At 70.0% G+C, this 11,077-nt stretch carries 13 protein-coding genes and 2 tRNA genes; 6 read left to right on the top strand and 9 right to left on the bottom strand.

Annotated features, from left to right (window positions below):
• Positions 1 to 114 precede the first annotated feature (114 nt).
• On the top strand, positions 115 to 603 hold the full coding sequence (locus tag ACBY01_RS04040) for a vgr related protein (protein WP_416459484.1): 489 nt from the start codon (positions 115 to 117) through the stop codon (positions 601 to 603).
• A gap of 39 nt (positions 604 to 642) precedes the next feature.
• Here the strand turns inward: ACBY01_RS04040 and ACBY01_RS04035 are convergent, their stop codons facing one another.
• Genes ACBY01_RS04035 through tkt form a run of 4 tightly spaced genes read right to left on the bottom strand, consistent with a single transcriptional unit; the run spans position 643 to position 5,363 of the window.
• Positions 643 to 1,830, bottom strand: coding sequence for a phosphoglycerate kinase (locus ACBY01_RS04035; protein ID WP_416459483.1), 1,188 nt, complete (start codon positions 1,828 to 1,830; stop codon positions 643 to 645).
• Positions 1,827 to 2,339 (bottom strand): MOSC domain-containing protein, encoded by a 513-nt coding sequence (locus ACBY01_RS04030; protein ID WP_416459482.1) that lies wholly within the window; start codon positions 2,337 to 2,339, stop codon positions 1,827 to 1,829. Before ACBY01_RS04030 ends, ACBY01_RS04035 begins: the two co-directional genes overlap by 4 nt.
• Positions 2,339 to 3,346, bottom strand: coding sequence for a type I glyceraldehyde-3-phosphate dehydrogenase (gene gap / locus ACBY01_RS04025; protein ID WP_416459481.1), 1,008 nt, complete (start codon positions 3,344 to 3,346; stop codon positions 2,339 to 2,341). Before gap ends, ACBY01_RS04030 begins: the two co-directional genes overlap by 1 nt.
• 49 nt (positions 3,347 to 3,395) lie before the next feature.
• Positions 3,396 to 5,363 (bottom strand): transketolase, encoded by a 1,968-nt coding sequence (tkt, locus tag ACBY01_RS04020; protein WP_416459480.1) that lies wholly within the window; start codon positions 5,361 to 5,363, stop codon positions 3,396 to 3,398.
• A 124-nt stretch (positions 5,364 to 5,487) separates the two neighbouring features.
• On the opposite strand from tkt, the gene ACBY01_RS04015 reads away from it, so the two are divergent.
• The 4 genes from ACBY01_RS04015 (at position 5,488) to ACBY01_RS04000 (ending at position 6,920) form a co-directional block, all read left to right on the top strand.
• Positions 5,488 to 5,670: a hypothetical protein gene (locus ACBY01_RS04015; RefSeq protein ID WP_416459479.1), complete on the top strand. Its 183-nt coding sequence runs from the start codon at positions 5,488 to 5,490 to the stop codon at positions 5,668 to 5,670.
• Positions 5,670 to 5,972, top strand: a complete 303-nt coding sequence (locus ACBY01_RS04010; protein WP_416459478.1) for a cell division protein ZapA — start codon at positions 5,670 to 5,672, stop codon at positions 5,970 to 5,972. Before ACBY01_RS04015 ends, ACBY01_RS04010 begins: the two co-directional genes overlap by 1 nt.
• Before the next feature lie 193 nt (positions 5,973 to 6,165).
• Positions 6,166 to 6,714: a 5-formyltetrahydrofolate cyclo-ligase gene (locus ACBY01_RS04005; protein ID WP_416459477.1), complete on the top strand. Its 549-nt coding sequence runs from the start codon at positions 6,166 to 6,168 to the stop codon at positions 6,712 to 6,714.
• On the top strand, positions 6,714 to 6,920 hold the full coding sequence (locus tag ACBY01_RS04000; protein WP_416459476.1) for a DUF2842 domain-containing protein: 207 nt from the start codon (positions 6,714 to 6,716) through the stop codon (positions 6,918 to 6,920). Before ACBY01_RS04005 ends, ACBY01_RS04000 begins: the two co-directional genes overlap by 1 nt.
• Before the next feature lie 185 nt (positions 6,921 to 7,105).
• On the opposite strand, the gene ACBY01_RS03995 is transcribed toward ACBY01_RS04000, so the two are convergent.
• The 5 genes from ACBY01_RS03995 to ACBY01_RS03975 all read right to left on the bottom strand — a co-directional run bounded on the left by ACBY01_RS03995 (position 7,106) and on the right by ACBY01_RS03975 (position 10,227).
• Positions 7,106 to 7,182: transfer RNA gene (locus ACBY01_RS03995), tRNA-Asp, on the bottom strand.
• Positions 7,183 to 7,395: 213 nt separating this feature from the next.
• A tRNA-Asp gene (locus ACBY01_RS03990) sits at positions 7,396 to 7,472 on the bottom strand.
• 43 nt (positions 7,473 to 7,515) lie between these two features.
• Positions 7,516 to 8,718, bottom strand: coding sequence for an AI-2E family transporter (locus ACBY01_RS03985; protein WP_416459488.1), 1,203 nt, complete (start codon positions 8,716 to 8,718; stop codon positions 7,516 to 7,518).
• A 457-nt stretch (positions 8,719 to 9,175) separates the two neighbouring features.
• Entirely contained in the window at positions 9,176 to 9,709 is a 534-nt protein-coding gene (locus ACBY01_RS03980) for a hypothetical protein (protein WP_416459475.1), read from the bottom strand.
• Positions 9,706 to 10,227, bottom strand: coding sequence for a hypothetical protein (locus ACBY01_RS03975; RefSeq protein WP_416459474.1), 522 nt, complete (start codon positions 10,225 to 10,227; stop codon positions 9,706 to 9,708). Before ACBY01_RS03975 ends, ACBY01_RS03980 begins: the two co-directional genes overlap by 4 nt.
• Positions 10,228 to 10,355: 128 nt before the next feature.
• On the opposite strand from ACBY01_RS03975, the gene ACBY01_RS03970 reads away from it, so the two are divergent.
• Positions 10,356 to 11,051, top strand: coding sequence for an HAD family hydrolase (locus ACBY01_RS03970; protein ID WP_416459473.1), 696 nt, complete (start codon positions 10,356 to 10,358; stop codon positions 11,049 to 11,051).
• Positions 11,052 to 11,077: the final 26 nt, after the last annotated feature.

The following is an 11,077-nucleotide window of genomic DNA, read 5'->3' as shown; positions in this document are numbered from 1 at the left end:
CTTCATCCGTGCCTTCGTCCGCGACTATAACCACACCCGATTGCGATGCCTTGACTACCAGGCGCCCGCTGAACGCCTCCTCAACCTCACGAAACACTACACGTAGGAAGGCAGATGCCGCCCCTTCGCTTTCTCGCCCGCACCGCGCCGCGCCACCGTCCGCTCAGCGACGGCGAGATCGCGATGCTGCGCCAGGTGTTCGGCGACGCGATCGACTATTCGCGCGTGCGCATCCATCCGCACCGCTGGTGGTTCGTCTTCCCGCGGGAGCGCCCGATGGCGCCCAACGGCCACGGCTATTTCCCGGGCAGCAGCTACGCCGCCGACTTCGCCCACCCCGCGGTGCCGCTGCGGCGGAAGGCGGTGTTCGTGCACGAGGGCACGCATCTCTTCCAATGGTACGGGCTGCGCCAGTGGGTGTGGCTGCGGGGGCCCTTCCAGCGCCGCTACGGCTACACGCTGGAGCCGGGGAAGCCGTTCACCGCCTATGGGCTCGAGCAGATGGGGATGATCGCCCAGCATTATTTCACGCTGGCGAACGGCGGGCGCATCCCCCTCCCCTACACGCTCGACGATTACGCCCCGCTGCTGCCGCTGCGGTGAGGCGCGCGCGCCGGGGCCATCCCGACGCGCGCGACCCGATCAGCGGGCGAGTGCCGCCACGCCGGGAAGCTCGCGGCCTTCCATCCATTCGAGGAAGGCGCCGCCCGCGGTCGAGACGAAGCTGAACGCGTCGGCGGCGCCGGCCTGGTTGAGCGCCGCGACGGTATCGCCGCCACCCGCCACCGATACCAGCGAGCCTTCCTTGGTCAGCGCGGCGGCGGTCTTCGCCAGCGACACGGTGGCGGCGTCGAACGGCGGCGTCTCGAACGCGCCGAGCGGCCCGTTCCAAACCAGCGTCCGGCAGTTCTTGAGCACGTCGCCCAGCGCCTCGACCGCGGCGGGGCCGACGTCGAGGATCATCTCGTCGGCGGCGACCTCGTGCACGTTGACGGTACGGGTCGCCGGGTTCGGCTTGAACTCGGTCGCGACCACCACGTCGTACGGCAGGTGAATGGTGCAGCCGGCCTTGTCGGCCGCCTCGAAGATCTCGTCGGCGGTGCCGGTGAGGTCGTGCTCGCACAAGCTCTTGCCGACGTTCACGCCGCGCGCGGCGAGGAAGGTGTTGGCCATACCGCCGCCGATGATGAGGTGGTCGACCCGGCCGACGAGATGCTTGAGCACGTCGAGCTTGGTCGACACCTTGGCGCCGCCGACGACCGCCGCGACGGGATGCTCGGGGGCGCCGAGCGCCTTGTCCAGCGCATCGAGCTCGGCCTCCATCTGGCGGCCGGCGAACGCCGGCAGCTTGTGTGCCAATCCCTCGGTCGAGGCGTGCGCGCGGTGTGCGGCGGAGAAGGCGTCGTTGACGTAGAGGTCGCCCAGCGCCGCGAAGCGATCGACAACCGCCGGATCGTTCTTCTCCTCGCCGCCGAAGAAGCGGGTGTTCTCCAGCAGGGCGATGTCGCCCGGCTGGAGCGTCGCGATCGCCTCGGCATCGCCCTCCCAATCGACATAGCGGACCGGGCGGCCCAGCACCTGCCCGAACGGCTTGGCGAGCTGCGCGGTCGAGAATTCGGGGCTCGGTACGCCCTTGGGCCGTCCGAAATGGGCCAGGACCAGCACGATCGCACCGCGATCGGCGAGTTCGGTGACGGTGGACACCGCCGCGCGCAGTCGCGTGTCGTCGGTGACGTGGCCGTCGGCCATCGGCACGTTGAGGTCCTCGCGCACCAGCACGCGCTTGCCGGCGAGGTCGCCGATGTCGTCGAGCGTCTTGAAGTTGGTCATGTCTCGATCCTGATTGTGTCGCCCACGGCGATCGTTCCGCCCGCCAGCACCCGCGTGCAGGCCCCGCCGCGCCAGTCCGGCCGCAGCGCGTCGTAGAGCCCCGGCGCAAGCGCCTCCATGCGCTCGCACGGATCGCATTCGCGGGTGATTTCCAGCACGACGTCGGCGCCGATGCGCAGCCGGGTGCCGGGCACCTGCGGCAGGTCGACTCCCTCGACCAGCAGGTTGGCGCGGCGCTCCTGCCAGGGGATGCTGCGATCGACCTCGGCCGTTGCGGCTTCCCAGTCGCCGCGCTCGATCAGCGTCACCTGGCGCTTGCCGGTGCCACCGGGCTTGCGCTGGCCGCGGTGGTCGCCGGCGATTCCGCCGTCCACGCTGATCTCGGCGTGGTCGAGCACCTCCATCGGAGCCCGCCGGAAGGCGTGGCGCGCGATGCCGGCGATGGTGCCGGCCCGCGCGCCCGCTTGCCCGTCTTGCCCGGCCTCGGCCAGCGCGACAGGCGTCTGCATCAGCCCAGCTTGGCCATCGCGCCGGCGGTGTCGACCATCCGGTTGGAGAAGCCCCACTCGTTGTCGTACCAGCTGACGACGCGCACCAGCTTGCCGTCGATGACCGAGGTCTCGAGGCTGTCCACGGTCGACGAGGCCGGCGTGTGGACGATGTCGATAGAGACCAGCGGCTCGTCCGAGAAGTGGAGGATGCCCTTCAGCGGGCCCTCTTCCGACGCGGCCTTGAGGATCGCGTTGACCTCGTCCTTGGTCGTGTCGCGCTTCGGCGTGAAGGTCAGGTCGACCAGGCTGCCGTCCGGCACCGGCACGCGCACCGACGAACCGTCGAGCTTGCCCTTGAGCTCGGGAAGCACCTCACCCACCGCACGGGCGGCGCCCGTCGTGGTCGGGATGATCGACATGGCGGCCGCCCGCGCGCGGCGCAGATCCTTGTGGATCTGGTCCAGGATCTTCTGATCATTGGTATAGGCGTGGATCGTGGTCATCAGGCCGCGCTCGATGCCGATCGAATCGTTCAGCACCTTGGCGACCGGCGCCAGGCAGTTGGTGGTGCACGACGCGTTGGAGACGATGGCGTGGCCGGCCTCCAGCTTCTCGTGGTTGACGCCGTAGACGACCGTCAGGTCGACGTTCTTGCCCGGGGCCGAGATCAGCACCTTTTTGGCACCCGCGTCGATGTGCTTCTGCGCGCTGTCGCGATCGGTGAAGAAGCCGGTGCACTCCAGCACCAGTTCGACGCCGTTCTCCTTGTGCGGCAGGTTGGCCGGATCGCGCTCGGCCGTCACCTTGATGCGCTTGCCGTCGATCACCAGGTCGTTGCCGTCGGCCGAGACCTCGCCCGGATAGCGGCCGTGGACGCTGTCGCGGCTGAACAGCCAGGCGTTCGACTTGGCGTCCGCCAGGTCGTTGATCGTGACCAGTTTGAGGCCGCAGTCCGGGCGCTCCAGAATGGCCCGCGCCACCAGGCGGCCGATGCGCCCGAACCCGTTGATCGCTACCTTCGTCATCTTGCCGATCCTTTCGATTGGATGGTCCCTGCCCGCGTCGCCGCGAGCCTCAATTCTTCAGCGCGGCCGCAACCTTGGTGGCGATCGCGTCGGCGGTCAGGCCGAAATATTCGTACAGCTTGGGCGCCGGCCCCGACGCGCCGAAGCGGTCGATGCCGAAGCGAAGCCCGTCGAGCCCCGTGTAGCGTTCCCAGCCCATCGTCGTTCCAGCCTCGATCGACACGACGAGCGCATCGTGCGGCAGCACGTCGCGGCGATAGTCGATGGGCTGCGCGTCGAAGCGCGACCAGCAGGGCATGGACACCACATCGGCACCGATGCCCTGCGCTTCAAGCTGTTCGCGCGCCGCGACCGCGATCTCGACCTCCGAACCGGTGGCGACCAGCACCACGCGGCGCGGGGCCTCTGCCGGCAGCAGGCGGTACGCGCCCTTGGCCGAGCGATTCTCGGTCGCGTCGGTGCGCAGCTGCGGCAGGTTCTGGCGCGACAGCGCGAGCAGCGAGGGGCCGGTTGCATGCTGGAGCGACAATTCCCAGCACTCGGCGGTCTCGACCGTGTCGCACGGACGATAGACGTCGAGGTTGGGGATCATGCGCAGGCTGTTGAGGTGCTCGATCGGCTGGTGGGTCGGACCGTCCTCGCCCAGCCCGATCGAGTCGTGCGTCATCACATAGACGACGCGCGCGTTCTGGAGCGCGGACAGGCGGATCGCCGGGCGGGCATAGTCGGCGAACACCAGGAAGGTGCCGCCGTAGGGGATCACGCCGCCGTGCAGCGCCATGCCGTTCATCGCCGCCGACATGCCGAACTCGCGGATCCCGTAATAGACGTAGCGGCCCGAGTAGTCGTCGCGGGTGAGCGGCTGCAGCGCCTTGGTCTTGGTGTTGTTGGAACCGGTGAGATCGGCCGAGCCGCCGACCGTCTCCGGCAGCAGATCGTTGATCGCACCCAGCGCCAGCTCCGACGCCTTGCGGGTCGCGACCTTCTGCGGCGCGGCGATCAGGCCGTCGATGTACGGCTTGAGCGTGAAGCCCTCCGGAAGCGCGCCGGCCATGCGGCGGCGGAACTCCGCGCCCTGCCCGTCGGCGTCGCAGCGGGACTCCCAGGCGAGGCGCACGTCTCGGCTGCGCAACCCCGCGGCGTTCCAGGTCTCGACGATTTCCTCGGGCAGTTCGAACGCCTCGGGCTCCCAGCCCATCGCGAGGCGGGTCTTGGCGACGATGTCGGGGCCGAGCGCGGCGCCGTGGACGGCGCTGGTGCCTTCCTTGCCCGGCGCGCCCTTGCCGATGATCGTGCGGCACGCGACCAGCGACGGGCGCGGATCGGCGATCGCCTCGTCGATCGCGCGGCAGACGTCGGCCGGATCGTGGCCGTCGCAGGCGACGGTGTGCCAGCCGGTGGCGGCATAGCGCGCGGCGATGTCCTCGCTCGACGACAGATCGACCGCGCCATCGATGGTGATGCGGTTGTCGTCCCAAAGCACGATCATGCGGCCGAGGCCGAGGTGGCCGGCAAGGCCGATCGCCTCGTGGTTGATGCCCTCCATCAGGCAGCCGTCGCCGGCGATCACCCAGGTGCGATGGTCGACCAGATCGTCGCCGAAGGTCGCGTTGAGGTGACGCTCGGCGAGCGCCATGCCGACCGCGGTCGCGAGCCCCTGACCCAGCGGACCGGTAGTGGTCTCGATGCCGGGCAGCTCGAAGTTCTCGGGGTGGCCTGCACACGGGCTGCCGATCTGGCGGAAGTTCTTGATGTCCTCGATCGTCGGGCGCGCATGGCCGGTCAGGTGCAGCAGCGCATAGATCAGCATCGAGCCGTGGCCCGCCGACAGCACGAAGCGGTCGCGGTCGGCCCAGTGCGGATCGGCGGCATCGAACTTGAGGTAGCGGGTCCACAGCACGGTCGCGACGTCGGCCATGCCCATCGGCATGCCCGGATGGCCAGAATTGGCGGCCTCCACCGCATCCATCGCAAGCGCGCGGATCGCGTTGGCGAGCAGGGTATCAGAGGCGGCCATGAGTCTTCCTTGCGCGGCGGCGCAGCTCCGTGACCGCGCCCGCGTCGCCTTTGGGGCGGTGACCCGCCTTCGTCAACCGGCGAGCCGGCTTGCCGCCGCCTCCCGCGCTCCCTATCCGGAACGCATGGACGATGCGCACGCCAGCCTTGCCCGGATCGACGCCGCGCTCGCGCGGATCGAGGCCGCCGCGCGCACCCGAGACGCCGCGACGGAGTCGCTCGCCCGCCGCCATGCGGCGCTGCGCGCGCGTACCGCCGAAGCACTCGCGGCGCTGGACACGGTGATCGCGCGCGAGGAACAGGGCTGATGGCGCAGGTCACGCTTACCGTCGCCGGGCGCTCGCACACCCTCGCCTGCCGCGATGGCGAGGAGCCGCAGCTGATAGCGCTCGCCGAGCGGCTGGAACGGCACGCGCCCACGGCCCTGCACGCCTCCGGCGGGATGTCGAGCGAACGCACGCTGCTCCTGATCGCGCTGATGCTCGCGGACGAACTCGCCGAACGCGATCGTGCGCCGAAGGCCGGCCTGCCCGCCGAATTGCTCGACGAACTCGCCGAACGGCTGGAAGCGGTCGCATCGGCCCTTGAGGACGGCGGCGCCAGCGCCTAAGTATTTCGGCGGCGGGCACTGCCCGGTACGAGCCTTGCATTATCCCTGAGGCTATTCATCATCCAAGGGGGCTGTCCCTGCCCAGATCCTGGTCTGACGTACATGGTCCCCACCTGACGTATTGGGCGTCGGTGGATATTCCGGCAAACGGCCACGGCGGTCCCGCCACCCGCCTCTTCGAGTTCCGCGACGTATGACGGCCAAGAAGGCGCTGCGCGCGCAGTTGCGCGCCGCCCGCGACGGCTTCGTCGCCGCCGGCACGCCGCGGCTTGCGGTGCCCGCGCTGCTCCGCGAGCGGCTGGTGCCGGGGGCGGTCGTCGCGAGCTACCTGCCGATCGGCAGCGAGACCGATCCCGCCCCGCTGGTCGCCGCCGCGCGCGACGCCGGATGCGTCCTCGCGCTGCCGTGGGTGGTCGATCGCGCGACGCCGATCCACTTCGTCCGCTGGGATGCCGAGGCGGCGGTCGAAGCCGGCCCGTTCGGGCTACGCCAACCGGCCAAGGGCGAGCCGGTCGCGCCCGACGTCATCCTGACGCCGCTGCTGGGGTTCGATTCGCGGCTCAACCGGCTCGGCCAGGGCGCCGGCCATTACGATCGCGCCTTCGTGGCGCATCCGCGGGCATGGCGGCTGGGGCTCGCCTGGTCGGTGCAGCAACTGCCGGCGCTGCCGGCCGACCCGTGGGACGTGCCGCTGCATGCGATCCTCACCGAGGCCGCGTTGCACCTGCCGGAAGGACATTGATGGAACCGAGCTGGCGCAAGCCCGTGGGGATGCTCGCCATCCTCGCCTACATCTTCGTTTGGCTGGTCGCGGTGGCGAGCCTGTCGCGCTGGATCGGCATGCTGCCGGGGCTGGTGCAGCTGCTGGTCTACGGCGTCGCCGGTGTGGTGTGGATCGCTCCGCTCAAGCCGGCGCTGCGCTGGATGGAGACCGGACGCTGGCGGTGACGCCCTTCCGCCCGTCATGCTGACGAAAGTCAGCATCCAGACGCGCTACGGGTGTGGGCCTAAATACCGTCGCGGCAATGGATCCTGACTTGCGTCAGGATGACGAAGATGGGTTGCAAGCCGTTGATCTGGGGGCGTTCGCAAGCGGCGGGCTGACCATCGGCGGTTCGGCAGAACCGCGGCAATGGCGCGAGTGACGGGGCTCGAACCCGCGACCTCCGGCGTGACAGGCCGGCGCTCTAACCAACTGAGCTACACCCGCTCGCTTGCGAGGAGGCGGCCTCTAAGCGAGCGCCCCCCGGCTGTCAAAGGGCGATTGCACCCGCTGCAAAGATTTTTGGGAAAAAGATTTCGGCACCGTTCCGACACCCACTTGCGCGCGCGTCGCGGCGCCTGCGGCGTGGAAAAACCGGAGCTGGGAAGAAGGTCGCAAGCGGCGGATCCACCATCGGCGGTTCGACCAGAACCGCGGCAATGGCGCGAGTGACGGGGCTCGAACCCGCGACCTCCGGCGTGACAGGCCGGCGCTCTAACCAACTGAGCTACACCCGCTCGCTTGCGAGGAGGCGGCCTCTAGGCGAGGGTCCCGGGGCTGTCAACCGCCTTCCGCATCCTTCTCCTCCACCGACGCGCTGGTGGGCGGGGTCGCCGGCGTGCCGGGCGGAACCGCATCGGTCACCAGCGTGCCGTGTTCGAACAGGAAGCCGGCGATGTCGGGCTTGCCGGCCGCGCGCACCACCGTCTGGATGATGATGAGCAGCGGCACCGCGAGCAGCGCGCCCGGGGTTCCCCACACCCATCCCCAGAAGCTGAGCGTCACGAGGATCATCAGCGGACTGATGGTCAGGCGATGGCCGACGATCAGCGGCGTGACGACGTTCGCCTCGACCAGATGCGCACCCACCATGATCGCCGCCGGTAGCAGCGCCCACCAGACGTCGGTGAAGGTCATCAGCCCGCCCAGCGCCAGCAGCGCCGCCGACAGGATCGGCCCGAAATAGGGGATGTAGTTGAGCACCGCGACGATGCCGCCCCACATCAGCGGAGTCGGCATACCGACGAACCACAGCGCCGCGGCGACCAGCGCGCCCAGCGTCAGGTTGATGAACGAGATGGTGCCGAGATAGGCCGAGGTGAAGTCGACCACATCCTGGATCACCCGCGCGGTCGCCATCGCCCCGCCGAAGCTGGTGCGGCTGGTGATCGCCGCACGCCGCAGCCGCGTCCAGCCGGCGAGGAAGAAGTAGATCACCAGGATCGCGAAGAACATCTCGATCAGCGCCGAGGGGGCGGTGCTGGCGGTGAAGTCGAGCAGCGACGCCGGCGGCTCGCCGGTGGTGGCACCGGTGTTGTGGGTCGGCGTGTTGGCGACGTTGGCGAGCAGGTCGTTCACGAACCGCTCCAGGTTGGAATAGAAGTCGATCAGCGGGGCGATGTTCGTCTGCACGCGGTCGATCCGTTCGGGCAGGATCTCCGCCCAGCCCCATGCCGGCACCACGATCGAGGCGATCGCGCCGTTGGCGACGACCAGGAACAGCAGCACGCACAGGAAGGCGGCTAGCGCCGCGGGCAGCCGCCGCCGTTCGAGCCATTCGAGCAGCGGCACCAGCGCGATCGCGATGACGATCGCGGCGGTGAGCGGCAGGAAGAAGCGCGCGCCGGCCTGCAGCGCGAAGGGCAGCGCGAGCACCAGTCCCGCGCCGGCGATCAGCGTCAGCGCCGCCAGCAGGCGGTCGCGACGCAGCTCCTCCTTGGCGATCGTGGTCTCGCCCCCCGCCCCCGTCTCCGCTGCCGCCAGTGCGGCCGCAACATCCCGATCCGATTCGTCAGGTCCAGTGTGTACCAAGTGCGGGGGTCCTTTCGCCCGCACCCTAGCGGCTTTGCCGGACGCTGATAATCCCGCCCGGTGCGACACGCCGCATGCCCTGCGGCGGATATGAAAGAGGTCGCCGAGCCCCGAAGGGCCCGACGACCTCAAGCATGGTCAGCGGCCGGAAGCTCCAGCCCGGGAGACCATGCGAACCGCGTTTCGGTGCCCGGTCATACGACCGGGCTGCCGATCAGCGGTGCGTCTCCCGAACGAACTGAACCGACCCCATTGCTGAACCATGAGACATCGGATCACCTCCTTTCGCTAGTTAAGCCAGAGCGTGACCGCTGCTGCGATCACGAGGCGGAATGTGTGGCATCGCTGCGCGGCAAACAAGACTTGTAATCCACGTCAGTTTTGACGACGCTCTTCGGCCTGCGCGAAATCAGGCGCCGCGACACTCCCGCAGCACGCGGCCGATCGCCGGGTCAGCCGTCAGCGCCAGCACCGGTCCCTCGCCTATCGACACCCCAAGCGGGCCCTCGGCACGCGCGAGCGCCGCCAGGAAGCGATCGTCGAGGCTCACGCGCGCCTCGACGCGACGGCCGCTGGACGTCGTCGGATAGGAAGCCGCGGCCATGCCGGTGACGATCCGCAGCATCGCACCCGGCTCTCCCGCGCCGCTGCGTGCGAACAGCAGCTGCCGGCGCGCGGCGTCGCAGCGCAGCGCGAACGCGCCGCTACCGTCGTCGGCGACGAATCGTGCGAAGCCCTCGCCCGAGGACCACTTGCCCGCAGCGGGCGCCGCTCCGGCCAGTTCGGGCGCGGGCAGTTCTCCCGGTGCGAGCGCGCCGGCGTCGATCGAACTGGCGGTGGGAGCCGGCGTCGGCTTCGCAGTCGGCGTGGGCGCCGGAGCCGGCGGTTCGCTCGAACAGCCGGCCAGCGCGAGCGCCAGCACGCCGGCGCGCCAGCCCCTCACCCGCGGCAGTCTTCCGTGACCCGCAGCACCTCGGCCCAGGCAGGGACGACCAGCGGCGACTGGCCGCCCAGCTCGACGATGAAGCGGCCGCGGCTGAACCCCATGGCGTCGAGCAGCGGATCCTGCGCCGGCAGCGCCGCGGCGACCGTGCCGGTGCCCGCCACCGTCGGCAGCGTGCGCGCGGTGCTGGAGGTGCGGATCGTCAGCCCGGTCCCCGCCGCGGCAGTGCCGGTGCGGGTCAGCGTGATCTGGCGACGCGCGCGGTCGCAGCGCAGGGTCAGTAGCGGCTGCGCGCCTGCCGGGCCGAAGGCGGCGGCCGTCCCCTGCCCATCGCGGAGGTAGCGCCAGGTCCCCGGCGTCACCGGCCAGTCGCGCCAGTCGCCGACCGGCTTGGGCGAGACCGGGACGGGTGCCGGAGCAGGCGGCGGCGGGGGTGGCGGCGGCCCCGGCGGCGGGGCGGACGGGCTAACGCACTGGGTGAGGACCAGCAGCGGCAGGATCAGGACGATGCGACGCATCGCCGGCTTATGGGCGAAGCCGGCGGCGGGCTCAACCACCCTGCCCCGGCTCACGCGGCGAGCGGTTCGCCGCAGGCGAGAAGATCGCGCGTTTCCCCGGCTGACGGGGTGGCGCTATCGAGAGCCCCATGACGATCAAGCTCATTTGCCTCGATGCCGACGATACGCTGTGGCACAACATGCGGCACTTCGCCGCGACCGAGGAAGCCTTGCTCGCGCTGATCGCGCCGTTCGCCGCCCGCGGCATTGCGCGCGAGCGGTTGAGCGCCTGCGAGACGCGCAACCTGAAGCTCTACGGCTACGGCGCGAAGGGGTTCACCCTGTCGATGATCGAGACGGCGATCGAGCTTGCCGGCGACCCGCTGCCCAAGGCGCTGATCGCCGACATCCTGGCCGCCGGACGCGCGCTGCTGTCGCATCCGGTGGAGCTGTTCGAAGGGATCGGCGAGACGCTGGATGGGCTCTCCGAGCGCGGCCGGCTGGTGCTGGTCACCAAGGGCGACCTGCTCCACCAGGAAGCGAAGCTCGCCGCATCGGGCCTGGGCGACCGGTTCGACGGGATCGAGATCGTGAGCGACAAGACGCCCGACACCTTCCGCCGGCTGTTCGCCAAGGAAGGCGTCGCGCCGCACGAAGCGGTGATGGCGGGCGACTCGCTCCGCTCCGACATCAACCCCGCGCTGGAAGCCGGTGCCTGGGCCGCCTTCATCCCGCAGGAAGGCGCCTGGGCGCACGAGAGCGGCCGCCTCCCCGCCGATCACCCGCGGTTCCGGCAGCTGGCGAGCTTGTCGGAATTGCCGGAGTGGATCGACCTGCTGAACTAGCCTGGAGCACGCCTGCGATCCTTGCC

The organism is Sphingomonas mangrovi (assembly GCF_047975845.1).
Taxonomy (GTDB): domain Bacteria; phylum Pseudomonadota; class Alphaproteobacteria; order Sphingomonadales; family Sphingomonadaceae; genus Sphingomonas.
The sequence above is the reverse complement of the archived record's forward strand: the minus strand, read 5'-3'. Positions and strand labels throughout refer to the sequence as shown.

Excerpts from the sequence above, each read along its gene's own strand:
- ACBY01_RS04040 (WP_416459484.1), top strand. The coding sequence starts at position 115 with ATGCCGCCCCTTCGCTTTCTCGCCCGCACCGCGCCGCGCCACCGTCCG.
- ACBY01_RS04035 (WP_416459483.1), bottom strand. The coding sequence starts at position 1,830 with ATGACCAACTTCAAGACGCTCGACGACATCGGCGACCTCGCCGGCAAG.
- ACBY01_RS04030 (WP_416459482.1), bottom strand. The coding sequence starts at position 2,339 with ATGCAGACGCCTGTCGCGCTGGCCGAGGCCGGGCAAGACGGGCAAGCG.
- gap (WP_416459481.1), bottom strand. The coding sequence starts at position 3,346 with ATGACGAAGGTAGCGATCAACGGGTTCGGGCGCATCGGCCGCCTGGTG.
- tkt (WP_416459480.1), bottom strand. The coding sequence starts at position 5,363 with ATGGCCGCCTCTGATACCCTGCTCGCCAACGCGATCCGCGCGCTTGCG.
- ACBY01_RS04015 (WP_416459479.1), top strand. The coding sequence starts at position 5,488 with ATGGACGATGCGCACGCCAGCCTTGCCCGGATCGACGCCGCGCTCGCG.
- ACBY01_RS04010 (WP_416459478.1), top strand. The coding sequence starts at position 5,670 with ATGGCGCAGGTCACGCTTACCGTCGCCGGGCGCTCGCACACCCTCGCC.
- ACBY01_RS04005 (WP_416459477.1), top strand. The coding sequence starts at position 6,166 with ATGACGGCCAAGAAGGCGCTGCGCGCGCAGTTGCGCGCCGCCCGCGAC.
- ACBY01_RS04000 (WP_416459476.1), top strand. The coding sequence starts at position 6,714 with ATGGAACCGAGCTGGCGCAAGCCCGTGGGGATGCTCGCCATCCTCGCC.
- ACBY01_RS03975 (WP_416459474.1), bottom strand. The coding sequence starts at position 10,227 with ATGCGTCGCATCGTCCTGATCCTGCCGCTGCTGGTCCTCACCCAGTGC.
- ACBY01_RS03970 (WP_416459473.1), top strand. The coding sequence starts at position 10,356 with ATGACGATCAAGCTCATTTGCCTCGATGCCGACGATACGCTGTGGCAC.